Source organism: Kribbella sp. NPDC023972, from assembly GCF_040639075.1.
GTDB lineage: Bacteria > Actinomycetota > Actinomycetes > Propionibacteriales > Kribbellaceae > Kribbella.
This window is the reverse complement of record NZ_JBEZZH010000003.1, coordinates 50,262-75,811: the sequence shown is the minus strand read 5'-3', so window position 1 is coordinate 75,811 and position 25,550 is coordinate 50,262. Positions and strand designations below refer to the sequence as shown.

At 68.9% G+C, this 25,550-nt stretch carries 22 protein-coding genes, 1 pseudogene and 1 riboswitch; of the genes and pseudogenes, 6 read left to right on the top strand and 17 right to left on the bottom strand.

The genetic code is table 11. The features are described 5' to 3' along the window. Complete coding sequence (locus tag AB0F43_RS13335) at window positions 1-2,688, top strand: AAA family ATPase (protein ID WP_360474739.1); 2,688 nt, start codon at window positions 1-3, stop codon at window positions 2,686-2,688. A gap of 85 nt (window positions 2,689-2,773) precedes the next feature. Next, window positions 2,774-3,067 (top strand): hypothetical protein, encoded by a 294-nt coding sequence (locus AB0F43_RS13330; RefSeq protein WP_360474737.1) that lies wholly within the window; start codon window positions 2,774-2,776, stop codon window positions 3,065-3,067. On the opposite strand, the gene AB0F43_RS13325 is transcribed toward AB0F43_RS13330, so the two are convergent. Together AB0F43_RS13325 and AB0F43_RS13320 are read right to left on the bottom strand one after the other, a co-directional pair. Continuing rightward, window positions 3,043-3,978: a DUF3800 domain-containing protein gene (locus tag AB0F43_RS13325; RefSeq protein ID WP_360474734.1), complete on the bottom strand. Its 936-nt coding sequence runs from the start codon at window positions 3,976-3,978 to the stop codon at window positions 3,043-3,045. The genes AB0F43_RS13330 and AB0F43_RS13325 overlap by 25 nt on opposite strands. A 156-nt stretch (window positions 3,979-4,134) precedes the next feature. Next, window positions 4,135-4,983, bottom strand: coding sequence for an SAM-dependent methyltransferase (locus AB0F43_RS13320; RefSeq protein ID WP_360474731.1), 849 nt, complete (start codon window positions 4,981-4,983; stop codon window positions 4,135-4,137). A gap of 282 nt (window positions 4,984-5,265) precedes the next feature. Here AB0F43_RS13320 and AB0F43_RS13315 point away from each other — a divergent pair, with 282 nt between their 5' ends. After that, the gene (locus AB0F43_RS13315; protein ID WP_360474728.1) at window positions 5,266-5,814 is read left to right on the top strand and encodes a dihydrofolate reductase family protein; all 549 of its coding nucleotides are present in this window, start codon (window positions 5,266-5,268) and stop codon (window positions 5,812-5,814) included. Here AB0F43_RS13315 and AB0F43_RS13310 read toward each other — a convergent pair. From AB0F43_RS13310 to AB0F43_RS13300, 3 genes are all read right to left on the bottom strand, one after another. Continuing rightward, the gene (locus AB0F43_RS13310; protein ID WP_360474725.1) at window positions 5,811-6,107 is read right to left on the bottom strand and encodes a hypothetical protein; all 297 of its coding nucleotides are present in this window, start codon (window positions 6,105-6,107) and stop codon (window positions 5,811-5,813) included. The genes AB0F43_RS13315 and AB0F43_RS13310 overlap by 4 nt on opposite strands. 191 nt (window positions 6,108-6,298) lie before the next feature. Continuing rightward, on the bottom strand, window positions 6,299-7,066 hold the full coding sequence (locus AB0F43_RS13305; protein WP_360474722.1) for a class I SAM-dependent methyltransferase: 768 nt from the start codon (window positions 7,064-7,066) through the stop codon (window positions 6,299-6,301). 16 nt (window positions 7,067-7,082) lie between these two features. Then, window positions 7,083-8,027 (bottom strand): SDR family oxidoreductase, encoded by a 945-nt coding sequence (locus AB0F43_RS13300; RefSeq protein ID WP_360474719.1) that lies wholly within the window; start codon window positions 8,025-8,027, stop codon window positions 7,083-7,085. Between the two features lie 84 nt (window positions 8,028-8,111). Between AB0F43_RS13300 and AB0F43_RS13295 the strand changes: the two genes are divergently transcribed. Then, on the top strand, window positions 8,112-8,774 hold the full coding sequence (locus tag AB0F43_RS13295) for a TetR family transcriptional regulator (RefSeq protein WP_360474716.1): 663 nt from the start codon (window positions 8,112-8,114) through the stop codon (window positions 8,772-8,774). Between the two features lie 201 nt (window positions 8,775-8,975). Here the strand turns inward: AB0F43_RS13295 and AB0F43_RS13290 are convergent, their stop codons facing one another. From AB0F43_RS13290 to AB0F43_RS13270, 5 genes are all read right to left on the bottom strand, one after another. Next, entirely contained in the window at window positions 8,976-9,911 is a 936-nt protein-coding gene (locus AB0F43_RS13290) for a sigma-70 family RNA polymerase sigma factor (protein WP_360474713.1), read from the bottom strand. 36 nt (window positions 9,912-9,947) lie between these two features. After that, entirely contained in the window at window positions 9,948-13,565 is a 3,618-nt protein-coding gene (gene metH / locus AB0F43_RS13285) for a methionine synthase (RefSeq protein ID WP_360474711.1), read from the bottom strand. A 20-nt stretch (window positions 13,566-13,585) separates the two neighbouring features. Beyond that, window positions 13,586-13,665: riboswitch (S-adenosyl-L-homocysteine riboswitch) on the bottom strand. A gap of 50 nt (window positions 13,666-13,715) precedes the next feature. Then, window positions 13,716-14,969: an MFS transporter gene (locus AB0F43_RS13280; RefSeq protein WP_360474708.1), complete on the bottom strand. Its 1,254-nt coding sequence runs from the start codon at window positions 14,967-14,969 to the stop codon at window positions 13,716-13,718. Between the two features lie 156 nt (window positions 14,970-15,125). Further along, window positions 15,126-16,643 (bottom strand): trypsin-like peptidase domain-containing protein, encoded by a 1,518-nt coding sequence (locus AB0F43_RS13275; protein ID WP_360474705.1) that lies wholly within the window; start codon window positions 16,641-16,643, stop codon window positions 15,126-15,128. A 119-nt stretch (window positions 16,644-16,762) separates the two neighbouring features. Beyond that, window positions 16,763-17,320, bottom strand: coding sequence for a TetR family transcriptional regulator (locus AB0F43_RS13270; protein WP_360474702.1), 558 nt, complete (start codon window positions 17,318-17,320; stop codon window positions 16,763-16,765). Window positions 17,321-17,415: 95 nt separating this feature from the next. Between AB0F43_RS13270 and AB0F43_RS13265 the strand changes: the two genes are divergently transcribed. Then, window positions 17,416-18,249, top strand: a complete 834-nt coding sequence (locus tag AB0F43_RS13265) for an oxidoreductase (protein WP_360474699.1) — start codon at window positions 17,416-17,418, stop codon at window positions 18,247-18,249. Window positions 18,250-18,285: 36 nt separating this feature from the next. Here the strand turns inward: AB0F43_RS13265 and AB0F43_RS13260 are convergent, their stop codons facing one another. Beyond that, window positions 18,286-19,233 carry a WYL domain-containing protein gene (locus AB0F43_RS13260; protein ID WP_360474696.1) on the bottom strand — a complete coding sequence of 316 codons (948 nt, stop codon included), beginning with the start codon at window positions 19,231-19,233 and terminating at the stop codon, window positions 18,286-18,288. 61 nt (window positions 19,234-19,294) lie between these two features. On the opposite strand from AB0F43_RS13260, the gene AB0F43_RS13255 reads away from it, so the two are divergent. Further along, the gene (locus AB0F43_RS13255; RefSeq protein WP_360474693.1) at window positions 19,295-20,437 is read left to right on the top strand and encodes an epoxide hydrolase family protein; all 1,143 of its coding nucleotides are present in this window, start codon (window positions 19,295-19,297) and stop codon (window positions 20,435-20,437) included. Here the strand turns inward: AB0F43_RS13255 and AB0F43_RS13250 are convergent. From AB0F43_RS13250 to AB0F43_RS13225, 6 genes and pseudogenes are all read right to left on the bottom strand, one after another. After that, a complete protein-coding gene (locus AB0F43_RS13250; RefSeq protein ID WP_360474690.1) occupies window positions 20,400-21,047 on the bottom strand; it encodes a TetR/AcrR family transcriptional regulator C-terminal domain-containing protein in 648 nt (215 codons plus the stop codon). The genes AB0F43_RS13255 and AB0F43_RS13250 overlap by 38 nt on opposite strands. Next, on the bottom strand, window positions 21,040-21,894 hold the full coding sequence (locus tag AB0F43_RS13245) for an alpha/beta hydrolase (RefSeq protein ID WP_360474687.1): 855 nt from the start codon (window positions 21,892-21,894) through the stop codon (window positions 21,040-21,042). Before AB0F43_RS13245 ends, AB0F43_RS13250 begins: the two co-directional genes overlap by 8 nt. A 26-nt stretch (window positions 21,895-21,920) precedes the next feature. Then, window positions 21,921-22,829, bottom strand: a complete 909-nt coding sequence (locus AB0F43_RS13240; protein ID WP_360474684.1) for a ribonuclease Z — start codon at window positions 22,827-22,829, stop codon at window positions 21,921-21,923. 25 nt (window positions 22,830-22,854) lie between these two features. Further along, window positions 22,855-23,829, bottom strand: coding sequence for a threonine/serine dehydratase (locus tag AB0F43_RS13235; protein WP_360474681.1), 975 nt, complete (start codon window positions 23,827-23,829; stop codon window positions 22,855-22,857). 138 nt (window positions 23,830-23,967) lie between these two features. Continuing rightward, window positions 23,968-24,339 (bottom strand): annotated as a pseudogene (gene acnA, locus AB0F43_RS13230) (aconitate hydratase); the annotation flags it as partial. Between the two features lie 106 nt (window positions 24,340-24,445). After that, window positions 24,446-25,513 carry an isocitrate/isopropylmalate dehydrogenase family protein gene (locus AB0F43_RS13225; protein ID WP_360474678.1) on the bottom strand — a complete coding sequence of 356 codons (1,068 nt, stop codon included), beginning with the start codon at window positions 25,511-25,513 and terminating at the stop codon, window positions 24,446-24,448. Window positions 25,514-25,550: the final 37 nt, after the last annotated feature.

Genomic DNA, 25,550 nt, shown 5'->3' with positions numbered 1-25,550 from the left:
ATGGCGATGGTGGGGCGCCGGGGGGAACTGCAGGCGCTGCAGGGTTGGGTGGAGGATGCTCGCGCGGGTCGCGGGCGACTGGTGCTGTGCGCCGGTGAGGCGGGGATCGGCAAGACGCGGCTGGCACAGGAAGTCGCCGGCCTGGCCCTCGCCCAGGGAGCCGCCGTCGCCTGGGGCAGATGCGTCGAGACCGAAGGCGCGCCCGCGTACTGGCCCTGGCGGCAGGTACTGCGATCCCTCGACGTGGACGCGAACCAGGTGCTCACCGGCGACGACCGCTTCACGCTCTTCGAGGAAGTCACCGACCAGGTACGACGGGCAGCCGGCGACCATGGTCTGGTCATCATCCTTGACGACATCCATCGCGGTGACGAACCGTCCCTGCTCGTACTGCGACACCTTGCCGGCCAACTCGCCAACCTGGCGGTACTGATCCTCGCCACCGCCCGCGACACCACCGGGCTCGGTGAACTCTCCACAGCCGAGCGCCTCGACCTACAGCCCCTCGCCGTGACCGAGGTCGCCGAACAGTTGTCGACGGCAACCACCGATCGTGCGCTGGGGGCAACGGTCCACCAGGTCACCGGCGGCAACCCGTTGTTCGTCCGAGAGCTCGCTCGAGCGATCGCCGACGGTTCCTGGCGTCCCAGCCAGCCACCGCCACGCTCGGTGCGGGAGATCGTCAGCACCCGGCTCGACCGTGCCTCGGAGGACTGCCGCCGCTTCGTGCAGGCCGCCGCCATCGTCGGCCGAGACTTCCGGCTCCGGACAGTTGCCGCGATACTGCAGCGATCGGTCGACGACTGCCTGTCTTTGGTGGACGAGGCAACGAAACTGGGTTTCGTGGACCGCGTCGAGGACTTCCGGTTCGTCCACGCGCTCACCCGGGACGCCGTCGAGGCGTCCCTGTCGGCCACCGAGCGCCTGACACTCCATCGAGCCGTCGCCGCGGCGCTGGAGAACGATCCCGAGGAGCAGCCGGCCACAATCGCCAGTCATCACGCGGTCCTCGCCCAGTACGGCGACGGCAAAACCGCCCGGAGGTGGATGGTCCGCGCGGCCGAGGACGCCGTACGTCGGCTGGCTTATGAAGAGGGTGTGCGGCTTTATCGGCAGGCACTGACGACCCGGCCGCTCGACGCAGCGGAGTGCTGTGACATTTCCATTGCCCTGGGCAAGGCGGCGTACCTGGCTGGGGACCTGCGAGCGTGTTGCAGCGCGGCGGTGCACGCGGCCACGGCGGCGCAGACTCCGGAGCAGGCAGCCGAGGCAGCACTGGTGCTCGAAGCAGTGCCCGATCCGGCGATCAACGCGACCGCGAAGCGATTGTGTGAAGAGGCGCTGGCCCGCGACGTCGATCCCGCGCTGCGCGCACGACTGCTGGCCCTGCGCAGCCATCTCGCGTTCTACGACGGCGAACAGTCGCGGCTCGACGTGATCAGCTCGGAGGCCCTCGACCTGGCTCGGTCCTCGAAGGACGACCGGGCGCTTGCGGACGCGCTGCGCGCTCGGCAGGAGGCCTGCCCTGGTCCCGAGGGTCGCGCCGAGCGGCTCGAACTCGCGGCCGAGATGCTCGAACTCGCCCAGCGCACCAGCAACCCGCGGGCCGAGATGTGGGGCGAGATCTGGCGGCTCGACGCCCTGATCGAGAGCGGTCGCCTCGCCGCCGCGGCCGAGCAGCTCCCCCGCCTCCGGGTCGCCGTCGACCGGCTCGGCGGCCCGGTCGCCGCTTGGCATCACGACCGCATCGCCGCCTGTATCGCCCAAGCTCGGGGCCGCTACGCCGAAGCAGCCGTGATCGCCCGGCGCGGGTTCGACCGGATGCGGCCGATCGAGCCGGCTCCGGCCACCGGCGCGTACGTCGCGCTGCAGATCGCCCTGGCCGGACACGTCGGCGTCACCGAGGAGATGCGGCAGTTCGTCGAGCGACCGTTCGAACCTCCGCCGCGGTTCGTCACGATGTCGCTGCTGTCGCGTGCGCGTCTGTTGCTCTGTGCCAACTCGCCCGAGCAGGCCGCGGCGACATACCGGCAGGCGGGTCCGATCGAGTCGTGGTCGTTGCCCGCGTTCTTCGTGCTGCCGGCGTACGTGTACGCGACCCTGGCCTGCTGCGAGCTTGGCCGCTACGACGATCTCGCCGAGCTGCTGAACCGGCTGCAACCGTTCCGCGGAGAGCATGCCGTGGGCAACGGTGTGGCGTACATGGGACCGGCTGAGCTGGCGATCGGCCGGGCCGCGGCGGCGCTCGGCCGATTGGATGCCGCAGTCAACGATCTGTCCACGGCGGTCGAGCTGGCCGAGACCGCCGGCGCGGCAGGATTCGTTGCCGAAGCGCAGTATCACCTGGCCTGGACCCTGTTCACCCGGGACCGCCCGGGCGACCGCGATCGGGCCCGGCCGGTGGCCACCGAGGCGGCACGCTTGGTCGACGCGCTCGGCATGGCGGCGTACTCGGAGCTGGCCGCCGTCCTCGTCGCCCGGTTGAACGGCTCCGAGGAGCACGGCCTGAGCCCCCGCGAGCTCGAGGTCGCGGCGCTGGTCGCCGAAGGCCTGACGAACCGGCAGATCGCCGAGCGGCTGGTGCTCTCGGAGCGGACCGCGCAGAACCACGTCCAGCACATCCTGACCAAGCTCGGTTTCACCACCCGCAGCCAGATCGCCGCCTGGTCGAGTCGCCGGTCGCGATGAGTACCCCGAATGAGTGATCTGGCGGATTCCAGGCAGCCTGCGGATCCCTAGCGTGACGAGTGGAAGCACTCATCGAGGAGGAATCATGCAGTGGATCGCAGTTGCCACCCCACCGTTCGCGACGATCGAGCAGTTCGACCAGGTCCTGGACCAGCTCGGCGAGGAGCAGGTCGAGGGCCTGGAGGCCCGGCACGTCGGCACCACGGCCGACGGACTCCGCGTGGTCACGCTCTGGGAGTCCAAGGAGCACGCCGACCGCTTCTTCGCCGACCGCCTCGGCCCGGCTCTGGCCAAGGTCCTCGGTCCTGAACCGGCCGGCCGCCCCGAGATCCTCGGCATCGACGTGGCCCGCACCTACACCCGCCAGCCGGTCGGCTGATCCAGCGTGGTGGGCGGGTAGAGCCCGCCCACCAGGTACGGCTGGAGCAGCCGGCCCGGACGCTCGTGCATCCGACGAGCAATACCGGCCAGCAGATCGGCAACCTGGACGCGAGGATCGCGGCGGGAGTCGACTTGGCTCACGGTCAGCAACGGCGGCGGAGCCGGGAACACGGCCCCAGCCAGGTAGGTGCGCAACCGGGCGACGCGCCACCGGGTCAACGCGCTCTGCTCGTCGTGCACCACCGCGACCGACCGGCGACCGCCGCTCCAGAGGAGTGCCGTCTCCGCCAGCGCTGGGACCAAGGGCTCCAGCGGCGGCGGAATCGCCGGATCGTCCTCGATCAGCCGCAGTACGACGTCCTCGACATGCGCGCGCGTCAACTCCCGCAGCGCCGGTACGCCGGATGGCATCGTGGCGAAGAACCGGTCGATCAACGCATGATCGACCAGCCGGAGCCGCTTGGTCCGCGTCATCCGGATGAACGCGTCCAGGAACTCGGCCCGGCCCGCTGCCCGGTAGATGGTGAGCGCGGCCTCGTCGTGATCGCGGGCCAGGCTCGTGCCCGCGCCGTACGACGGTTCGGCGACGAGCAGCTCGATCACCCGGCGGGCGACGTACCAGGTCTTGTCGATGACGTGGACGGACGCCCGCCCGCGCAAGGCGGTGAGGAACCACTCGAGGGCGGCTGCCTGCTCGGGCCGGAGCAGCAGGTTGGACTTGTACTCGGTGGATCCGCGGCGAGGAAACGACGACCGCAGTACGGCGACCAACTCGGCGGCCTCCGGTACGGCGAGATCCACGCCGGCGTGGGTGATCACCGGCGACTCGGGATCCAGGAGGTTGCTCCCGGAGAATCCCGATTCGTCACACGCGATCTCGACCCACGCCGACGACGGCGAGGTGTGCATCAGTGGTGGACTCCAAGGTAGAAAAGCTGCACGCTGAAGGGCCCGTGGGCGACGGGCGTGATCCTGCGCGGTACCGCGCGATCAGTGAGCGGCAGCGTCCTTCGGAGTCATGCAGCCATCATCGGCCACCGGGGGCCGGTCCACCAATGATTTGGGTCAGGGCTTGCGGCCGACGGCGACCTGCAGCAGCAACGCCATACCGGTGTTGAGGTTCTCCGCGTCCGGCCACCAGGTGGCGAGATCGACCAGGCCCGGTTCGACCAGGTCGAGACCGTCGACGAGTCCGGCGAGCTCGTCGGCGGTGCGGAAGCGGACGTCCGGGAAGGCTTCCCGCAGTTTGTTCTCGAGCGAGCCGGCGAACTCGGCCAGCGGGCTGCCGTCGCGGGGGTTCAGCGGATGGCTCATCGCCAGCCACGAGCCGGACGGTACGACGGCCAGGTAGTCGTCGATGATCCGCCGTACCTCAGCCGTGTCAGCGATCGTGTACAGCACGAGCCCGAGGATGATCCCGACCGGGCGGTCCAGATCGAGCGCACCGGAGACGACCGGGTGGCGGAACACGGCTGCCGGGTCGGTCAGGTCGGCGTCGGCGAAGTAGGCGTGCTGGTCGTCCGCGAGCAGCGCTTGACCGTGCGAAGCCGCGGTCAGGTCGTTGTCGACGTACACCACCTTCGCCGCCGGGTCCGACTCCAGGGCGATCTCGTGGAGGTTCGGTGCGGTCGGCAGGCCGGCGCCCAGGTCGAGAAACTGGTCGACGCCGCCGTCGCGGATCATCAGGCCGACCGCCTCAGCCAGCCAGCGCCGGTTCTCGACCGCGAACCGCGGCGCCTCGGGGGCGATGTCCAGCAGTTCCTGGTAGAGGTGACGGTCCGCCTCGAAGCTGTCCTTCCCACCGAGGAACAGGTCGTAGAGCCGGGCCTCGGACGGCCGATTGACGTCAATACTCGCCACCTCGGCGGCCCGCTGATAAGACGTAGACCGCCCCGTGTCGCCCCCGTCCGCCATACCCGCACCCCCGCCATCCGCACACTCGCCGTCCGAAATTCCGAAACCCAATTGTCTGAAGGCTACGGTCCCACCCCCTACCCTGGCTACACCGCGCAACCAAATGCGTACTTTGCGCGACCCGCTGCGGACCGCAGAGCCCCACCACGACACCCCAGGAGCAACCGCAGGTACTCACCGCCACGCGCGCGCCGCACCCGCAACCGCATCCCCTCCCCCGATGAGTTTCCGCTGGCTCGCTCGTCTCAACGTGGGTACGGGTAAGCGAGCTGGAGGTTGGAGATGGCGAAGGTGTTGTACTCGGTCACGTTGTCGGTAGACGGCTTTATCGCCGGTCCGGGTGGCGATATGCAGTGGATGCGGCAGTACCTCGGTCCGAACCCGGAGGTCGAGGAGCTGATCCCGCGGATCGGGTCGCTGCTGATCGGCCGGCGGTCGCACGACGGGGACGATCCGCACAAGGGGGAAGCCGGCGAGGGCGAGGCGTTCGGCGGCGGCTGGGACGGGCCGATGTACGTCGTCACGCACCGCCCACCGGCCAGTCCCGAGCCAGGGGTCACGTACGTCGACGAGTTCGCCGAGGCACTCGCGAGGGCGAAGGACGCGGCCGGTGACAAGTACGTCAACGTGATCGGCGCGAACATCGCCAAGCAGTGCATCGAGGCGGGTGAACTCGACGAGGTCCTGCTGTGCTTCGCGCCGGTCATGCTCGGCGACGGCACCCGGCTCTTCGAGTATCCCGGCGGCCGAACCGTTCGCCTGAGCCGCCTGAGCCTGACGGAGAACCCGTCGGCCTCCAACCTCTGGTTCGCCGTCGACAAAGACGGTTAGAAGTCGGCCGCGGTCGAGTGCATGACCGCGCGGATCTCCACCGAGCGTCCGGCCGTGTGCGTGTCAGGGAGGAGGTGAGCGAGCTCGACCGCGCGGGCCGGCGTCTCCACGTCGATCAGGTAGTAGGCGTCCATCGGGGTGGCGCGGGCTCGGTCCGGGAGAGTGACTGCCAGCTGCGGATCGGCCAGCAGTTCACCGCCGACCAGTTCGCCGGCCTCGCGGGCGACGTACTCGAACTCGTCGCGACACAGATCCCCACCGGTGTCGCCCCGCAGGATCAGTAGGAATTTCATCGGCCCACTCCTCTCACTGATACGACGGAGTCGAGGCCGTGGTTTTGACATCATGGTGGGATGTTCGTGCGAACCGAGCGGTTGAGCCTGCGGCGGTTCACCACCGCTGACGCGGAGGCGTTCGCGGCGTACCGGTCGGTGCCGGAGGTCGCCCGCTATTCTGCTGTTCGGCTTGCTCCGCAGCGACTACCTCAGCTGACCGCCTTGGCGGCCCACGCTCTGGCCGTCAACCGGATCGAGCCATCCGCCTCGATCGGCAGACGCGAGCGCACCGCCTCCCGCAGCACGTCCTGATCCGGCACAGCCAAGCTGCGCAAGTACGCCGGTGCGACGCCCTGCCCGCCGAGGAACGGACTCCAGTAGTCGTCGAATGACGCGAACTCCGTCGGTACGACGATTTCGCGCGTACCGACCGTGGTGAACCCGGCCTCGGTGAAGAGTCCCTCGAGGCCGTCTGCCGTACAGAACGGGAAGCGCAGACCCTCGTCGTGGTCGCGGTCCTGGGGTCGCACCTCGAGCATCGCGTCCCAGAAGTGCTTCATCAGTTGCATGCCGTCGGCGTAGTCCCAGACGTAGACCGCGACCGTCGAGCCGATCTCGCGCATCCGGCGCAGCGCCTCGACCCGGTCGGGGATGAAGTTGAGCACCAGGCCCGCGACGACGGCGTCGTACGCGCCGTCCGGGAGCTCGGCCGCGGACCTGACCTCGAAGCTCGCCCGCTCGTCGTCGATCGTCCGCCGTGCGTATCCGATGAACCCGTCCGACGGGTCGACGCCGAGCACCGACGCGGGATCCGCCGTACACAGGACCGTGCTGGTCAGAGCGCCCGTACCGCAGCCGACATCCAGCCAGCGCAGGCCGGCGGGCTGATCCAGCCAGCCGACGAACTCCGTCGCGACCAGCCGGCTCCACCGGCCTACGTACGACTCATAGATGTCGCCACTTGACCACTCACTCATTCCGGCAGCGTAGGCCCTAGCTGATGTGTGCCGGGAGGGAGACGCCGGTGAGCCGTTCGGACTCGGACCAGAGCCGGGCGTTGGCGGCCGGGTCGAGGGCGCGGCCGGTCGGCTTGACGAGCTTGGTCGGGCCAACCAGGCCGCCGAAGCCCGCTGGGCCGTAGTACTCGCCGGACTTGACGCTGGGATCTGTTGCCGCGAACAACAACGGCTCGGTGCCGGTCTCCACCCCCTGGGTCGGGAGCGGGTTGAACCGGTAGCCGAGCCGGCTGACCAGCGACGGCTTGTCCCGGCCGAGGGAGGCGCCGGCGGTCTGCAGGTTGGTCCGGGTGAAGCCGGGATGAGCGCCGACACTGAGGAGATTCCAGCCGCGATCGGCGGCCACCTGCGCCAGGTGAGTGCTGAAGATCAGGTTCGCGAGCTTGGACTGCGCGTAGGTACCGACCGCCCGGTACCGCCGCCGCTCCCACTGGAGGTCGTCGAACTGGATCCGGCCGACGTTCGCCGCACCACTGCTCATCGTGGCGATTCGCGGCGCAGGGGCGGCCAGGACCAGCGGCAGCAGCCGGAGGGTCAGCGCGAACGGGCCGAGGTAGTTGGAGCCGAACTGTAGCTCGAAGCCGTCCACCGTGGTCATCCGCCGCGGCGGCATCATCACGCCGGCGTTGTTGACCAGCAGATCCAGGTGCGGCTCGTCCGCGATCAGGCCGTCGGAGAATTCGTGGACCGAGGCGAGGTCGGCGAGGTCGATCCGCCGTACCTCGAGCTGGGCGTCGGGGTACTCGGCGAGGATCTCGGCCCGGGCCGCCTCGCCCTTCGCGACGGTGCGGACGGCCATCACCACGCGCGCGCCGGCAGCGGCCAGCCGTTTGGTGGCTTCCTTGCCGGTGCCGCTGTTGGCGCCGGTGACGACGGCGAGCTTGCCGGTCTGGGCAGGTACGACGTACATGATGATCTCCATAAAAGACTGGTGGTCTGTTATGGCTACGACAGTAACAGACCATCGGTCCGTTAACAACAGACCGGTGGTCTGTAGACTGTCAGGGTGACGACATTCCAGCGGGCTCGGAGTGCGGAGCAGCGCGAGCTCAGGCGGCGGGCCATCCTCGACACGGCTGCTGCGATGCTGACCGAGATGCCGGTCGCGGAGTTGAGCCTGAACGAGCTGAGCCGCCGCGTCGGCCTGGCCAAGTCCAACGTGCTCAAGTACTTCGAGTCTCGCGAGGCCGTCCTGCTCGAGTTGTGGGGCATCGAGTTCAACGCGTGGATCGACGATCTGCAGCCAGCTCTGCGAGACGTCGAGGCGGCGGCCGCGGCCCAGCGCGGCGAACAGCTGGTGGAGGCAGTGGTACGGACGCTGGCGGCTCGGCCCGTGTTCTGCGACCTGCTCAGCGCACAGGCGTCGGTCTTGGAGCGGAACATCTCGGCCGAGGTGGCGCTCACCTTCAAACGCGCCGCCCTGGCCGGCTACGAGCGGATGCTGACCGCGCTCGTCGCTTCCCTTCCACAGCTCGGCGTCGAGGGTGCCGCCCGCTTGATCGCCTCCACAGGCATGCTGGCCGGCGCGATCTGGACCCACACACACCCGACCGCCGCCATCCTGGCCGCGTACGAGGCCGAGCCCGCCCTCGCGCCCCTCCGGCAGGAGTTCGAGCCGGCCCTCCGCGAGGCCCTCACGAGTCTCCTCTACGGCCTCCTCCCCCGCTGAGGTGACGCTGGGAGCCCGCGTCGTGCCTCGCCCCCTGCGTCATCGACTGTGAGCACCGTGCTGCCGGCAATCGATTACCGGCGGCAATCTCCCTACAGTCGACGACACGACGGCACTCCACGGGCCGCGACTGAAGCCACCGTGCCGCTGCATGGCTGGTTGGCGTACCACGCGGTGAACCTCGAGCTACCGGGGTGAACGTCAGTCCACCTCCACGTGTGTGAGTTTGTCCGGGTTGGTGATTGCGTAGATACCTGTCACCTGATCGTCTTCGACGTCCAGCACGATCACGGCGAAGGGGGTGTCGCCCGACAGGAGCAGCGCCGCCGGGTCGCCGTTGACGACTCGATAGCGGATGTCGAGTCCCGGGACTGGGCCGCGTCGGCGATCGCCGATGATCAGCGGGGCGATCCGGTCGCGCCCCAGCAGCGGGTGCAGGCCGGCCGCCCGGGCCTTGCCGCCACCGTCGGCCCACAAGGTGACGTCGGGCGCGAGGACCTCGGTCAGCGCGTTGAGATCCGCATCGACGACGGCGTCGACGAACCGCTGCGTCACCTCGTGCTGCACCTGCGGATCCGCGGGGAACCGAGGCCGCCGCGCCTGCACGTGCTCCCGCGCCCGGTGCGCCAACTGCCGAACCCCAGCGGGCGTCCGGCCCACGATCTCGGCGATCTCCGGGGGCGCGCACCCGAACACCTCATGCAGCACGAACACCGCCCGCTCCAACGGCGTCAACGTCTCCAGTACGACGAGCACCGCCAGCGAAACGGCCTCGACCCGCTCGGCGTCCCCGGCAGGCTCGCCCTGCTCGGCACCCTCGGCACGCTCGGCCTGTTCAACCTGCTCGATGAGGTCGACCGGATCCACCGGTTTGACCACCGGCTCTGGCAGCCAAGGACCGACGTACTGCTCCTTGCGCCGGTTGATCGTCGTACGCCGGGCCAGCGCGGAGTTCACCGCGGCGCGCACCAGGTACGCCCGCGGATTCTCCGTCCCTGAGCGGGTGGACCACGCCAGCCAGGTTTCCTGCAGCACGTCCTCGGTGTCGGCGATCGAACCGAGGATGTTGTAGACGACCGCGAACAACAACTCCCGGTGCGCCCGAAAGACGCCGGTCAGCTCATCCTGTGCATTCACACTCCTTAGGAGCCCGCGGGCACCCGAAATGTGACATCAGTCCGGGTCGTACGCCAGGTTCGGCCGGAGCCAGCGCTCCACCTCGTCGACGGGAAGTCCACGGCGTACGGCGTAGTCCTCGATCTGGTCGCGGCCGAGGCGGCCGACGCTGAAGTAGCGGGACGCCGGGTGCTGGAAGATCAGGCCACTGACCGCGGCGGCGGGGGTCATCGCGAACGACTCGGTCAGCCCGAGGCCGATCTTGTCCGCCTCCAGCAGCTCGAACAGTTCCTTCTTCTCGCTGTGATCCGGGCTTGCCGGGTACCCGAGCGCCGGCCGGATACCGCGGAACCGCTCGGCGTGCAGATCCGCCAGCACCGGCTCCGCGTCCGGCTCGAACCAGGCCCGCCGCGCCTCCAGGTGGATCCACTCCGCGAAGGCCTCGGCCAGCCGGTCGGCCAGTGCCTTGACCATGATCGCGCGGTAGTCGTCGTTCCGGGCCTCGTACGACGCCGCCAGCGCCTCGGCACCGTGGATCGCGACGCCGAAACCGCCGAGGTGGTCACCGGCCGGCGCGACGTAGTCCGCCAGGCACCGGTTGTGCCGCCCGGCCGGCTTCTCGGTCTGCTGCCGCAGCATCGGGAAGGACACGTCCTGACCGTCCAGGATGATGTCGTCGCCCTCGCTGTGCGCCGGCCAGAACCCGTACGCGCCCTTGGCGGTGAAGGAGCCGTCGGCAATGATCTCGTCGAGCAGCGTGTTCGCGTCGTCGAACAGCTCGCGGGCGACCGGCTGGTCGAGGATCGCCGGATACTTGCCCTTCAGCTCCCAGGCCAGGAACAGGAACTGCCAGTCGATCATCGCGCGCAGAGTCTCGATCGACGGCGACATCTGGCGCAGGCCGGTGAAGGCCGGCACCGGCAGGTCGTCGTACGAGACGGGCTCGGCATTGGCACGCGCCGCGGCGACGGTGAGCAGCGGGCTACGCTGTTTGTTGGCGTGCTGCTGCCGGAGCCGCTCCTGCTCGATGCTGTTGCTCCGGGCAAGTTCTTCGGCGCGCTCGTCGTCGAGCAGGTCCGACACGACCCCGACCACCCGCGACGCGTCCAGCACGTGCACGGTCGTGTGGTCGTAGGCCGGCGCGATCCGTACGGCGGTGTGCTGCTTCGAGGTCGTGGCGCCGCCGATCAGCAACGGGAGCTTGAGGCCGCGGCGCTGCATCTCGGTGGCGACGGCAACCATCTCGTCGAGCGACGGCGTGATCAGGCCGGACAGCCCGATCGCATCGGCGCCCTCGGCAACGGCCGTGTCCAGGATCTTTGCCGCCGGCACCATCACGCCGAGGTCGACCACCTCGTAGTTGTTGCAGCCGAGCACCACGCCGACGATGTTCTTGCCGATGTCGTGGACGTCACCCTTGACCGTGGCCATCACGATCTTGCCCTGGCCGCGGACCGCTTCCGCGCGTCCCTCCAGCCGGGCCTGCTCCTTCTCCGCCTCCATGAACGGCTCGAGGTAGGCGACCGAGCGCTTCATCACCCGGGCGCTCTTCACCACCTGCGGCAGGAACATCTTGCCGGCGCCGAACAGGTCGCCGACGATCTTCATCCCGTCCATCAGCGGGCCTTCGATCACCTCGAGCGGCCGCGGCAGCTGCTGCCGGGCCTCCTCGGTGTCGGCCTCGATGTAGTCGACGATGCCGTGGACGAGCGCGTGCGAGAGGCGCTCCTCGACGGTGCCCTCGCGCCAGGACAGGTCGAGCTCGCGCTGAGTGCCCTTACCCTTCACGTTCTCGGCGAAGCTGACCAGGCGGTCGGTGGCGTCGTCGCGCCGGTCGAAGATCACGTCCTCGACGAGCTCCAGCAGGTCCGCCGGGATGTCCTGGTAGACCGCGAGCTGGCCGGCGTTGACGATTCCCATGTCCAGGCCGACCTTGCCCGCGTGGTACAGGAAAGCCGAGTGCATCGCCTCGCGGACGATGTCGTTGCCGCGGAACGAGAACGACAGGTTCGAGATGCCGCCGCTGATGTGGACGCCCGGACAGCGCTGTTTGATCAGCGGTAGCGCCTCGATGAAGTTCTTGGCGTAGCCGTTGTGCTCGGCCATGCCGGTGGCGACGGCCAGCACGTTCGGGTCGAAGATGATGTCCTCGGGCGGGAAGCCGATCTTCTGCGTGAGCAGGTCGTACGCCCGGCCGCAGATCGCCACCTTCCGCTCGACCGTGTCGGCCTGGCCCTGCTCGTCGAAGGCCATCACCACGGCGCCGGCGCCGTAGTCGCGGATCCGCCGGGCGCGCTCGAGGAACTCCTCCTCGCCCTCTTTCAGGCTGATCGAGTTGACCACGCCCTTGCCCTGCACGCACTTCAGCCCGGCCTCCAGCACCGACCACTTCGAGCTGTCGATCATGATCGGGATCCGGGCCACCTCGGGCTCGGTCGCGATCAGGTTCAGGAACGTGGTCATCGCCTGCTCGCTCTCGAGCAGGTCGGCGTCCATGTTCACGTCCAGCAGGTTTGCGCCGCCACGGACCTGCTCCAGCGCCACGTCCACCGCGGCCTGGTAGTCGCCGGACTCGACCAGCCGGCGGAACCGCGCCGACCCGGTCACGTTGGTCCGCTCGCCGATCATCACGAACCCGGTGTCCGGACCGATCTTGAACGGCTCGAGTCCGGAGAACCGAGTGGTGTCATTCGCCGGTACGACGGTCCGCGGCTCAAGACCGGCCACATTCCGCGCGATCTGCTCGATGTGAGCGGGCGTCGTACCGCAGCAGCCGCCGACGATGTTGACCAGGCCGGACTCGGCGAACTCTCGCAGCATCCCGGCGGTCTGTTCCGGCGTCTCGTCGTACCCGCCGAAGGCGTTCGGCAGGCCGGCGTTCGGGTGCGAGGCGACGTACGTGTCGGCGAACTGGGCCAGGTCGACCACGTGCGGGCGCAGCTCGGCCGCACCGAGTGAGCAGTTGACGCCGACGATCAGCGGCTTGGCGTGCTCGACCGAGGCCCAGAACGCCTCGACCGTCTGGCCGGACAGGGTCCGGCCGCTCAGGTCGACGATCGTCACCGAGATCCACAGCGGCAGGTGCGGTGCGACCTCGCGGGCCGCCATGATCGCGGCCTTCACGTTCAGGGTGTCGAAGATGGTCTCGATCAGCAGCAGGTCCACGCCGCCCTCGGCCAGCGCCGCGATCTGCTCGGCGTACGCGGCCCGCACCTGCTCGAACGTCACCGCCCGGTACGACGGATCCTCCACCCGCGGCGACAGCGACAGCGTCACGTTGAGCGGGCCGATCGAACCGGCCACGAAGCGACCACTGGACCGATTGCCGAACTCGTCCGCCGCCTGCCGGGCCAGCCGCGCACCGGCGACGTTCATCTCGCGGACGTAATCCTGCAGACCGTAGTCGGCCTGGCCGATGCTGGTCGCGGTGAACGTGTTCGTGGTGGTGATGTCCGCACCGGCCGCCAGGTACTGCCGGTGCACGTCGAGGATGACGTCCGGACGGGTGAGATTGAGCAGGTCGGGATCGCCGGTGACGTCATGCGTGTGGTCGCGGAAGCGATCGCCCTGGTAGTCGGCCGGGCTCAGCTTCGCGGACTGCAGCATCGTGCCCCAGGCACCGTCGAGGACCGCGACCCGCTGATCCAGCAGCTCCCGTAGAGCGATTTCGCTCATCTGCCGTCACCTCCAGAAAATCTCCGGAGGCGCCCTTGCATCAGTCCCCCGGGTCGAGCGTGGCGGACCAGAGCGGTCCGTTGCAGCGCCTCTCGACCTGGTCGCCCCATGTTAACGGCGTCACACCTCGAGAACAGATGGGATGTCCACTTAGTGAGACCGCTGTTCAGTCAGTGGACGCGCTGACTTGCGGGTGACCAACAGGAGGCAGGCGACGGCGCCCAGGATCATGGTGGCGAGCCCTGAGGTGGCGAGGGTTGCGCGTGACCCAACGGCTGTGACGAGCGGGCCACCCAAAGCGGTGCCCAGTGGGGACGCAGTGAGGAGGACGGAGCTGCGGGCGGCGAGAACGGCGGCCAGGTGCTGGGGCGGGGACTTCGCCTGGACGAGGGTCACCGAGAGGGGGACGAACGGGCCGTAGATCGCGCCGCCGAGCATGAAGCAGACGACGGTGACCGCGATCGGGACGTCGAAGCCGAACGGCAGGAGCAGCGCTCCCCAGAGGACGACGATGGCCAGCGTCACCGGCCAGAGCGGGAGCTGCCGGAGCGCACCGATGGTGAGACCACCGAGAACCGCGCCGATGCCGAAGAGCATCCAGTACAGGCCGAGCAGTGTGCCCGGTGCCTGCAGGTCGTTGGTCACGTGGAGCGGCAGGGCGACCTCGACCGGACCGTACAGGAAGTTGAAGAACCAGGTGAGCGCCAGCAGACCCAGCAGTTCGGGATGCGAACGCAGGAACGCGAACCCACCACGCGCGGCCGGCTCGTCCATGACAGCGACAGGTCGCGAGTCCGGGAGCCGGGTACTCACGACGATCAGCGCGAGGAACACATAGGTGAGCGCATCCAAACCGATCACCAGCGCGGAGCTGACGTACGTCACCAGCACGCCGGCGATGGCCGGCCCGGCAATCGTGGCAGCGAAGTTGAGCGAGCTGACGAGAGTATTGGCGGCCAACCGCTGCTCCTCGGGCAACAACTCGGCCATCAACGTGTACATGCCCGCACTCCCCCACGCGTGCAACAACGACGACACCGCGAGCAGTACGACGTACAGCGGAGGCGTGAGCGCCCCGGCAAACCAGGCAAGCGGTACGACGCCCAGGAATACGCCACGCACGATGTTGTCGGCCAGCAGGATCCGCTTGGGTGGAAGCTTGCGCAGACGGCGACCGAACACCAACGCGCCGACGACACCAGGCAAGGTGTACGCCGCCACCGCGCCGCCGACCCACAAACCGGCGGTCGCCTCCGGCGCGAGCTCGATCGCCAGCCACGCCACCGCGACGAAGCTCATCCCGTCCCCGAGGTACGAGACTGCAAAGCCGAGGATCAGCCGTCGGAGCACCCGGTTGGCCAGGACCGGCCGGTAGGCGGTGGGAACGAGGCGTCGAATCACCATGGCACTCACGCTAGGTGCGGCGTACCAGCTGAGGCTTCTCTATTCCTGACTGGTCCCGGCACAACACAGCGATCGGACCCGGGCGCCCCGTGGGGGGAGGTAGAAGGCGCCGGGCCCGATCGGTTCGGTCCGCTTCAGCGGGGGGGAGCGCTGGTGTCAGCGGACCGGGCCTGTGATGAGTTCGATGGTTGCCTTGTGCTGCTGTCCGGCCTGGTCGACCCAGCCGACCTCGACCTTGTCGCCGGGGTGGTGCTGGTTCAGCAGCTCGGACAGGGTGTCGGGCGACTCGACCGCCTTACCGGCGAAGGTGGTGATGACGTCACCGGCCTCGATCCCGGCCTCGTCCGCCGTGCCGTTCGCGAGGACGTCGCCGACCAAGGCGCCGGTGGTGTCCGCGTTCGACAGGACCGAGACCCCGAGCATCGCCGATGCGCCGATGTGAACGGTGTCCGACGCGTTCCCGGCCTCGATCTGGTCGGCGATCTCCATCGCCTCCTTGATCGGGATCGCATACCCCTGCGTCGTGGTCTGCCCCTGCCCGTTGCCCTGGCCGTCGCCTGATCCGCTGCCCGACCCATCTCCGGTGCCCGATCCGTCGCCGAAGGGTCCGTATCCGGGGCCGCCGTACCCGGGCCCGTCGGCCGTCGTGGTCGCCGTGCCGCCCGCAGCCGCGAGTGTTGCGGTCGCCGCGGTGGCCGTGCTCGCGGCTGTCTGCCTCGGCCGGCCCATGCCGCCGTTGTTGCCGCCCGAGCCGGCCGTGTCGACGCCGATGACCTCGCCGGCCGTGTTCGCCAGCGGACCGCCCGAGTCGCCGGCCTGGATGTTGGCGTTGGTCTGGATCAGGCCGGTCAAGTTCTCCGGGTCCTGCCCGTTCTCGTCGGTCGCGGTGATCGCCTGGTTCAGCCCGGTCACCTCGCCGGGCGCGTAGCTCGGCGTACCGCCGACGCCTCCCGCGTTGCCGATCCCGACCACCTGGTCGCCGACCGCGACCTTGTCCGAGTCGCCGATCTGGGCCGTCTGCAGCCCGGACGCGTCCTTCAGTTTCAGTTCGGCGATGTCGTGGTCCTCGTCGTATCCGACCACACTCGCGGTGTACGTCTTTCCGTTGCCGATGTCGGTCACCGAGATCGACGTCGCACCCTCGATCACGTGGTGGTTCGTCAGCACCTCACCGTCGGAGCTCAGCACGATCCCGGTCCCGGCGGCCCGTGCGTTCTCGTACCCGAGCACGGTGTTCACGTCGACGAGTCCCGGTGAGACCTTGGCCGCGACGGCCGCCGGATCCAGTTGCTGGTGCGAGAGCTGCGAGGAGCTGGCCGCGTGCTGATCGATGCCCCAGGCAACCGAACCGGCAACCAGCGCGACCGCCAGGCCGAGCGCTCCGGCCCCGAACAACCGCCGCCCTCGCTTCCGCGGCGGCCGCTGCTGCGGTACGCCGTAATAGCCCGGATACTGCGGATAAGGCATCCCCGCATACGGCCCACCTTGGTAGGGCCCACCTTGGTACGGCCCACCTTGGTACGGACCACCCTGCTGCGGACTGACCTGCTGCGGCCCACCCTGGTGCGGGACGGATCGTTGCGGACCGGCGTGCTGCCAGTAGCCCGGCTGCTGCTGCCACCCGCCGCCGCCCTGCCCTTGTCCTGCTCCTTGCCGTCCCGCGCTGTCGTTCATGTCCCGGTGCCCTCCTCGGCCAGTTCCTTCTGCCTTCGAGTAGAGCGCGCGAGACTGAGAACTCCTTCGGGCCAACCAATGAGTTGGCTGAGAATCCACCGTGGCCTGCGCCACACCGCTCAGGACGCCAGCAACCGCCGTACCGCTTCGACGACGGCCCGGCGCCGCGCGGCTCGATCGGGGGCCGAGGCGCCGTACTCGGGATTCATCGAGTTCCAGCTGGTCGCCACGGCCTGCACCAGCGCGAGCAGCTCGGCAGGGCGGAAATCGGCCGGTACGACGCCGGAACGCTGGGCTTGGTCGAGGTCGCCGAGGCGGCTCTTGTTGACGGCGACGATCGCCTCCAGCGCGGAACCTTCGGGGCGCTCGAGGCGGTACCAGATGTTCAGCCGCTGGTGTTCGGGATGCGCCTCGAAGTAGTCGAAGACTCGCCCGGCGTACCCCGGAAGATCGGCAGTGTCGAACCCGACCTCGGCCAGGTAGGTGTCAACGGCCGCCGTGTAGACCGCGTCGAACAACCCGTCCTTGCTGCCGAAGTACGCGTACAGCATCGCCTTGTTGCAGCCGGCCACCTCGGCGATCCGGTTCACCCGCGCTCCCGCGATCCCCCGGGCGGCGAACTCCTCGGTGGCGGCCGCCAGGATCCGCGTCCTGGTCCGGTCGGCGTTCCGCTGCATGCACATTAGCTTAGCAACCATCCGGTTGGTTGATTTGCGCGGCTGTGTGCGCTTATCTGGGAATACATCCAACCAGTTGGTTAGTTAGGACGATCATGAGCAGAGTTTGGCTGATCACAGGCAGTTCCCGCGGTCTCGGCCGCGCCCTCACCGAGGCGGTACTGGCCGCCGGCGAGCGAGTCATCGCGACCGCCCGTAAACCGGAGCAACTCGACGACCTGGTCGAGCAGTACGGCGACCAGGTCCGCGCGATCGCGTTGGACGTGACCGACGCGGCCGCGGCGCACTCCGCCGTACAAGCAGCACTCGAGGAGTTCGGCAGCCTCGATGTGGTCGCGAACAACGCGGGTTACGCGAACAGCGCCGCGATCGAGCAGACCACCGACGCGGACTTCCGGGCCCAGGTCGAGACGAACCTGTTCGGTCTCGTCAACGTCACCAAGGCCGCGCTACCGATCTTCCGGCGGCAGCGGAGCGGGCACTTCCTGCAGTTCTCGTCGATCGGTGGCCGCGCCGGCGGTACGCCGGGCATGGGCGCGTACCAGACCGCGAAGTACGCCGTCGAAGGGTTCTCGCAGGTGCTGAGCAACGAGGTCGCGCCGTTCGGCGTCAAGGTCACGATCATCGAGCCCGGCGCGTTCCGGACCGACTGGGGCGGTACGTCGATGACACTGGCGCCGGTCGATCCCGACTACGACGCCACCGTCGGCGCGATGAACCGCTATCGGCTCGAGACCGACGGCAAACAGCCCGGCGATCCGGTCAGGGCCGCCCGCGCCATCCTCGACATCGTTGCCCTCGACAACCCACCACTCCGTCTGCTGCTCGGCAAGGACGCCCTCACCCACGCGGACCAGGCCTCCCGCTCCCGCGCCGATGAAGCCGCCACCTGGGCCCACATCACCACCTCCACCGACTACGACGACTGACCCCCAGACCCCCACACAGGCTGCCCGACCAGCACGTCATTTGGTGCTGGGCAGGGCGGCGGTCAGGGTTGCGGCCAGAGAGGCGGCGCGGCTTATCAGTTCTGGAGGTGAATGGACTTCGAAGCGGTGGCCGAGGAGGGCGATGTAGAGGATGAGTTCGTCGAGGGAGTTGGCGCCGGTGTCGACCTGGGTCGTGTCGGCGGTCAGCGGAGTCACGGTGGCGGTGGTCGGGGACAGACGGTCGGCGAGTTGCTCGGCAGGGGCGTGGACGAGGAAGCGGGCCTGGTAGCGGTAGCCGCCAGCGGCGACCCCGCGGGCGGTGCTGTCGGGGTCGGGGACCTCGCGAGGAGTGAAGCGCGGTCCGGTCGGGATGCGCGGCTCGAGCCGGTCGAGGCGGAACGTCCGCCAGTCCGCGCGTTCGACATCCCACGCGACCAGGTACCACCGCCGACCGGTGTGGACCAGCCGATGCGGCTCCGTCGTACGCACGCTCGCCGTACCGTCGTGACTGCGGTAGTCGAAGCGCAACCGCTGCCGATCGCGTGCGGCCGCAGCCACGGCGAGCAGTACGTCGGGCTGCACAACGGCTGCGCCTGAAGGCGTGACATCGACCGCCTGCAGCAAGTTGATCCGGTGGCGGAGCCGGGACGGCAGGACCTGTTCGAGCTTGGTGAGCGCACGGACCGACGACTCCTCGATCCCTGCCACGTTCCCGGTCGCCGCCGCTCGCAGCCCGATCGCGACCGCAACCGCCTCGTCGTCGTCCAAGAGCAGTGGCGGCAGCGCCGCACCCGAGCCCAAGCGGTAGCCGGCCACCCCGGGTACAGCGTCCACCGGGTACCCGAGGTTGCGCAGCTTGTCGACGTCGCGGCGGACGGTCCGCGCTCCGACCCCGAGCTCCGCCGCGAGAGCAGCCCCACTCCACTCGCGAGGCAACTGCAGCAGAGACAGCAACTTGAGCAATCGAGCGGAAGTTTCGAGCATGTCGCAAGTCTGTCAGCCAGCTAGGACCGAAGCTGTCCTAACCGGCTGAAACAGTGGAAACATGATCAAGCCATTCAGCATCGACATCCCGCAGAGCACGCTCGACGACCTGGCGACCCGGTTGGCGAACAGCCGGCTTCCGGCCCCGCTCCCCGGTGACGACTGGGACACCGGCGTACCCGTCTCCTGGCTGGCCGAGTTGGTCGACTACTGGCGCACGCAGTACGACTGGCGCAAGGCCGAGGCGGAGCTGAACGCGTACCCGCAGTTCACCACCACGATCGACGGTCAGCAGATCCACTTCCTGCACGTGAAGTCGGCCGAGCCCGACGCCCTCCCGCTCGTCCTGACCCACGGCTGGCCGGGATCGATCGTGGAGTTCCTCGACCTGATCGGCCCGCTCACCGACCCGGTCGCGTACGGCGGTGACGCCGCCGACGCGTTCCACCTGGTCATCCCCTCCCTGCCCGGCTTCGGTTTCTCCGGCCCGGTCTCCGAAGGCGGCTGGACGAGAGCCCGGATCGGGCGGACCTGGGCCGAACTGATGGCGCGCCTCGGCTACGACAGGTACGGCGTACAAGGCGGCGACATCGGCGGAGCGGTGTCACCCGAGGTGGCCCGGGCAGCGAAGGACAAGGTGGTCGGCGTCCACACCAACGGCGGACCCAGCCTGCCGCCGTACCCCTTGGACGATGAGGAGCTCAAGAGCCTCACTCCGCTCGAGCAGGACCGGATCGGCCGGATCGGGACCTTCATGCAGGAGGAGTTCGGCTACATCGCCATCCAGTCGACCCGGCCGCAGGCGCTCGCCTACGGACTGACCGACTCACCGGTCGGGCAGCTCGCCTGGATCATGGACAAGTTCCGCGCCTGGACCCACCCGGCCACGACCTTGCCCGAGGAGATCATCAGCCGGGACCGGCTGCTCACCAACGTGATGCTCTACTGGCTCACGGGTACGGCGGGATCGTCGGCGTACGTCGGTTACGCGCAAGACCGGGCGTGGGGCGCGCCCCAGGAGAACTCGGGCGTCCCGACGGCCGTGCTGGTGCTCGCCCACGACGTCGCGATCCGCCGGTACGCCGAGCGGGAGCACACCATCACCCGGTGGACCGACGTCGACCACGGCGGCCACTTCGCCGCCCTCGAAGTCCCCGACCTCCTGATCAGCGACGTGCGCGAGTTCTTCCGGACGCTGCGCTGAAGCCGTCGAGCATGGCGGTCAGACCCAGCTGGAAATGCTCGCCCGGGGCCGCGCCGTCGGCGGCCTCGGCGAGCAGGTTGTAGGTGGGGTCGTCCGGCGCCGGCTTGCGACTGCGGCGTTCGGCACCGACCGAGAGGACGGCCATGGTGAGGACGTGGCCGATGGTGAACTCACGCAGACAACGAGCGACCTGAAGCGCGTACGCCGGGGTGAAACCGGCGTCGCGCAAGGCCTCGATCATGCGGTTGCCGGTGGCAATGGCCGCCGGGGAGCGCACCGGCCGGGAGGCGAAGACGGTGACGGCGTGCGGGTGATCCAGAAGTGTGCCGCGGAGGCGTTCGCAGTACGCCGTACACAGCGCACGCCAATCCTTTGCCCAAGGCAAGGAGTCGGGGTCGAGCCGGTCGAAGAGCAGTTCGGCGATGCCGTCGTACAAGGCCTCCTGGTCGGCGTAGTGCCGGTAGACGGCCATCGGGTCGACGCCGAGCTCCGCGCCGAGTTTGCGCATCGAGAACTTGGCGAGCCCGATCTGGTCGATCAGGTCGAGCGCGACCGTGGCGATGTACTCGCGATTCAGCACGGTCCGCGTCGGCGGGTTCCGGTCAGCCATCGATGAATGCCTCCAGCCGGCGGGCGAACTCCTCGGCGTGCTGTTGATAACCGAGGTGGCCGCCGGGAAACTCCAGACACGGTACGCCGAGGTCCGCGCCGAGCTGCCGGGCAGGGCGGCTGTAGTAGCGGCCTTCACTGGCCTCGCCGACACCGAAAGCCCAGCGGACGCCGGTACCGCGGAGGGCCGCGAGGTCGGGCTGATAACGGACGAACAGCGGCATCTCGGCGCCGATCAGCAACTCGGCATTGCCGAACAGGCGCCGCATGTCGTTGCCCTTCGGTACGACGAGGTTGGCGAGCCGGACGCCGGTCGCGCCGACGGTCCGGCCGACGCGGGACTCGAACAGTCGCGGCGGCTTCTCCATCGTGGTCGCCGCGAACTTCAGCATCGCCGGCAGAGAGCCTTCCGCCGCGGCGATCCGGGCGACGTCGTCGAACAGCACCTGGCGTTCGGCCGCGTCGGGCAGGACACGGATCACGGGCGGCTCGTGGACGACCGCACCGGCGAGGCGGTCGGCGTACGACGTGAGCAGGGTGAGCGTGATGAGCGCACCGGCACTCGATCCGAAAACGAACGCCTGGTCGAGTCCCGCGTGGTCCAGGATCGCGACGACGTCGGCCGCCTGCCCGTCGAGTCCCACGTCCTGGCGGCCGTTCTTCCATCTGCTCCGCGAGTTCCCGCGCCGGTCGTAGGTGATCACGCTGAACCGGCGGGCCAGCAGCGGCACCAGCTGCTGATAGATCGCGGCGTCCCCGCCACCGCCCGGTACGAGCACGACCGTCGGCCCATCACCGGCCCGCTCCACATGAAGCACGCTCGCCACTGTGTCTACACCGTAGATCATATCTACAGTGTAGACACTCCCGAGGGTCAGCGGCGGGGCGGGACTCGGGTGCGGGTCAGGTCGGCCGCGACGACGAGTTCTCCGGTGAATTCTTCGGCGGCCTCGTCGTGGAAGGCCTGGGGGTCGAGGTAGCGCTGGGAGAAGTGGGTGAGGACCAGCTTGCGGACGCCGCATTCCTGGGCGACCCGGGCGGCCTGGCGGGCGGTGAGGTGGCCGAAGCGGCGGGCCAGCGCTGATTCGGTGGACAGGTAGGTGGACTCGATCACGAGCAGGTCGGCCTGGTCGGCGAGCGCGAGCACGTTGTCGCAGAGTCGCGTGTCCATGACGAACGCGAACCGCTGCCCGGGCCGTGGCTCGCTGACCTGCTCGATCGTCACCGTGCGCCCGTCGACGTCGATCGCTCCGGCCTGTTGCAGCCGCCCGACCGCCGGTCCGGCCACGCCGTACGCCGCGAGCTTGTCCGGCAGCATCCGTCGCCCGTCCGGTTCGATCAACTGGTAGCCGAAGGACTCGATCGGGTGCTCGAGCCGCCGGGCCCACAACTGTCCGAACGATCCGACCGACAGCAGACCGTCCTCCTCGACCGGCTCCTCCAGCAACTCGGCTCGCTCGTAGAAGGAAGCGGCGTACCGGAGCCGGGTGAAGTACAGCTGCCCCGATGCCGGGTAATGCGCCCGGACCGGATGCGGTACGTCGTCCAGCGACAACCGCTGCACGATGCCCGGTACGCCGAGGCAGTGGTCGCCATGGAAGTGCGTGACACAGATCCGGGTGATCGCGCCGGCCGGGACGCCGGCGTACAGCATCTGACGCTGCGTTCCTTCACCCGGATCGAAGAGGAACCCTTCGGTGTCCCAGCGCAGGAAGTATCCGTTCTGTGTGCGTTCGCGCGACGGCACCTGGCTTCCGGTGCCCAGCACAACCAGTTCACGCACGCGCCAACAGTAGCCAACGCGGCGCCTAGGCCAGGGCGGCCACCAACGTGCTGGACGAGATGTTTCCGCCGCAGGACACCACGGCGACCCGCTTGCCTCCGAGCTCGGTACGACGCGCCCGCGCGGCAGCGAAGGCCATCGCGGCCGATCCTTCGATCAACTGATGCTCGGTGTCGATCACCATCCGCAACGCGGCCCTGATCGCGTCCTCACTGACCAGCACCCAGTCGTCGACCAGCTCACGGCACAGATCGAACGTGATACTGCCGGGTTCGACGCTGCCCGCCGTACCGTCCGACAACGTCTCCCCCGCGTCGACCTGGACGATCTTCCCGGCCCGCACCGACGCGGCCATCGCGTCGTCGCGCACCGGCGAAGCGCCGTACACCCGGATCCCGGGCAGGTGCTTCTTCAGCACCGCCGCGACCCCGCTGACCAGCCCGCCGCCGCCGACGGCCACGACCACCGCGTCGAGCGGCCGGCCCGCCAGTTGCTCGAGGATCTCGACGGCCACCGTGCCCTGGCCCGCGATGATGTCCGGGTCGTTGTATGGCGGTACATAGACCAGGTTGTGCTCCGCGGCGTACGCCCGCGCCTTCGGTTCCAGTACGCCGGAATCGTTGCCCTCGGCATGTAGTTCGAGACCGAGCCGGCGCAGTGCGGCCACCTTGCTCGGCGACGCGTTCTCCGGCAGGTAGACCAGACCGCGGCCGCCGAGTGTCGCGAGCGCGTTCCCGACCCCGAGGCCGTGGTTGCCGGTCGACGCGGTGACCACGCCGCGCTGCCGCTGCTCGGCGGTCAAGGTCAGGATCTTCGCCATCGACCCACGTGCCTTGAACGAGCCGGTCCGCTGAAGGTGCTCACACTTCACCAGCACCTCCGCCCCGAGCTCATCGCTGAACGCACCGAACCGGACGAACGGCGTGGGCGGCAGGTGCTCCCGCAAACGAGGGGCGATACGTTCGGACCGCTCGGCGGCTTCCGCGGGGCTCAATGTCATCAGTACTCCTCACGTGTTGCCACCGAGAGCCCGACGTCACAGTGCGCGAAGACGTCCGCGGCCGAGTCGGTGTGACCTTGCTTCATTGCATCACCTGTCACTGCTATCGGGTACTTTCCTGACCCCGCAACTGTTCGCTCAGGCGCTGAGCACATACGGCAGGACGCCGCCATGGCGGTAGTAGTCGATTTCACGCGGAGTATCGAGGCGGATCCTCAGCCGGTAGATCTTGCCTGCCGAGGACGCCGCGGCGAAGCCGTCGGCACCGAGTTCGATGTCGATCGGCTCCTCGCCGGTGAGGTCGTCCCCCTCCCCCGGCAGGAACTCCAGCGGCAGGATGCCGAGCCCGACCAGGTTCGACCGGTGGATCCGCTCGAACGACTGCGCGAGTACCGCCCGGACTCCGAGTAGCGCCGGACCCTTCGCGGCCCAGTCCCGCGACGATCCCGTCCCGTACTCCTTGCCCGCGACAACGATCATCGGTACGCCGGCCGCGCGGTACGCCTCCGCGGCGTCGAGGCCGTGCCATGGCGGAGTGCGTTCTCGAGCAGGATCCGCAAGGTGCGCGGCAGATGATCTGGAGCGATCCCTCGCAACGGCTGGATGCGGTGGCCGCTCAGGTCAACTCGTTGATCGAAGCAACGACCGCGCTGGTGAACTCGGCCGTTCCCGCGGTACCGCCGAGATCCGCCGTACGGACGCCGCGGGCGACTGCTGCCCGCAGCCCGCGATCGACCAGAACGGCCGCCTGCTTGGCGAGATCGTCGCCGAGCCAGTCGAGCAGCATCGCGCCGGACGCGATCATCGCGGTCGGGTTGGCCAGGTCCCGGCCGGCGATATCCGGCGCCGAACCGTGCGCGGCCTGCGCCATCGCGCGGTCGGGCGAGGCGTTGATCGAGGGCGCGATGCCGAGGGATCCGGCCAGCTCGCCGGCCAGGTCGGACAGGATGTCGCCGAACATGTTCTCGGTGACGAGAACGTCGAAGTCGGCGCCATGGCGGACCAGGTGTACTGTCATCGCGTCGATGTGGAAGTCGTCGACCCGGACCTCGGGGTACTCGACGGCGATCTCAGTGCAGATGTCGCGGAAGAAGCCCGTCGTCAGGCGCAGCACGTTCGCCTTGTGCACGATCGTCAGGTGCTTGCGGCGCCGCAGCGCGAGCTCGAACGCCTGGCGTGCGATCCGCTCGATCGCCGGCCGGGTGAAGATACCCATCGCGATCGCCACGTCGGCGGTCGGCATGTACTCACCGGTGCCGCGATACGTACTGCGGTCGGCGTAGAAGCCCTCGGTGTTCTCCCGGACGACGACCAGGTCGAGACCGGGCACCAGCGCCGGCGTCCCCTCGAAGGCCTTCGCCGGGCGGACGTTCGCGAACAGATCGAAGTGCTTGCGCAGAAAGCCGCTCGGGTTGAGCCGCACCCGATGCTCTTCCGGGTACGCCGCGCTGTCGTGGGGCCCGAGCAGCCAGCCGTCGAGGTGTTCGAGCGTCTCCAGCGTGATCGACGGCAGCGCGCTGCCATGGGTCTTGATCGCCTCGGCCCCGACCGGAAGTGGCACCCACTCGACCGGCTGGGCGCCGGCGGCGGCCAGCGCCGCATCGAGAACCTGGACGGCCGCGGGCACGATCTCGGGCCCGATGCCGTCACCGTCCAGCACACCCAGCCTGTACCTGTCTGCCATGCTCACGAGTGTCAGTCGTTATAACCTTCTGCGTCAA

What these genes read in the sequence shown, in the direction of transcription:
- AB0F43_RS13255 (WP_360474693.1), top strand. Translation starts at nt 19,295, where the DNA reads ATGATCAAGCCATTCAGCATCGACATCCCGCAGAGCACGCTCGACGAC.
- AB0F43_RS13250 (WP_360474690.1), bottom strand. Translation starts at nt 21,047, where the DNA reads ATGGCTGACCGGAACCCGCCGACGCGGACCGTGCTGAATCGCGAGTAC.
- AB0F43_RS13335 (WP_360474739.1), top strand. Translation starts at nt 1, where the DNA reads ATGGCGATGGTGGGGCGCCGGGGGGAACTGCAGGCGCTGCAGGGTTGG.
- AB0F43_RS13300 (WP_360474719.1), bottom strand. Translation starts at nt 8,027, where the DNA reads ATGGAGATCATCATGTACGTCGTACCTGCCCAGACCGGCAAGCTCGCC.
- AB0F43_RS13245 (WP_360474687.1), bottom strand. Translation starts at nt 21,894, where the DNA reads ATGATCTACGGTGTAGACACAGTGGCGAGCGTGCTTCATGTGGAGCGG.
- AB0F43_RS13265 (WP_360474699.1), top strand. Translation starts at nt 17,416, where the DNA reads ATGAGCAGAGTTTGGCTGATCACAGGCAGTTCCCGCGGTCTCGGCCGC.
- AB0F43_RS13330 (WP_360474737.1), top strand. Translation starts at nt 2,774, where the DNA reads ATGCAGTGGATCGCAGTTGCCACCCCACCGTTCGCGACGATCGAGCAG.
- AB0F43_RS13260 (WP_360474696.1), bottom strand. Translation starts at nt 19,233, where the DNA reads ATGCTCGAAACTTCCGCTCGATTGCTCAAGTTGCTGTCTCTGCTGCAG.
- AB0F43_RS13225 (WP_360474678.1), bottom strand. Translation starts at nt 25,513, where the DNA reads ATGGCAGACAGGTACAGGCTGGGTGTGCTGGACGGTGACGGCATCGGG.
- AB0F43_RS13305 (WP_360474722.1), bottom strand. Translation starts at nt 7,066, where the DNA reads ATGAGTGAGTGGTCAAGTGGCGACATCTATGAGTCGTACGTAGGCCGG.
- AB0F43_RS13235 (WP_360474681.1), bottom strand. Translation starts at nt 23,829, where the DNA reads ATGACATTGAGCCCCGCGGAAGCCGCCGAGCGGTCCGAACGTATCGCC.
- AB0F43_RS13315 (WP_360474728.1), top strand. Translation starts at nt 5,266, where the DNA reads ATGGCGAAGGTGTTGTACTCGGTCACGTTGTCGGTAGACGGCTTTATC.
- AB0F43_RS13280 (WP_360474708.1), bottom strand. Translation starts at nt 14,969, where the DNA reads ATGGTGATTCGACGCCTCGTTCCCACCGCCTACCGGCCGGTCCTGGCC.
- AB0F43_RS13310 (WP_360474725.1), bottom strand. Translation starts at nt 6,107, where the DNA reads ATGAAATTCCTACTGATCCTGCGGGGCGACACCGGTGGGGATCTGTGT.
- AB0F43_RS13270 (WP_360474702.1), bottom strand. Translation starts at nt 17,320, where the DNA reads ATGCAGCGGAACGCCGACCGGACCAGGACGCGGATCCTGGCGGCCGCC.
- AB0F43_RS13325 (WP_360474734.1), bottom strand. Translation starts at nt 3,978, where the DNA reads ATGCACACCTCGCCGTCGTCGGCGTGGGTCGAGATCGCGTGTGACGAA.
- AB0F43_RS13320 (WP_360474731.1), bottom strand. Translation starts at nt 4,983, where the DNA reads ATGGCGGACGGGGGCGACACGGGGCGGTCTACGTCTTATCAGCGGGCC.
- AB0F43_RS13275 (WP_360474705.1), bottom strand. Translation starts at nt 16,643, where the DNA reads ATGAACGACAGCGCGGGACGGCAAGGAGCAGGACAAGGGCAGGGCGGC.
- metH (WP_360474711.1), bottom strand. Translation starts at nt 13,565, where the DNA reads ATGAGCGAAATCGCTCTACGGGAGCTGCTGGATCAGCGGGTCGCGGTC.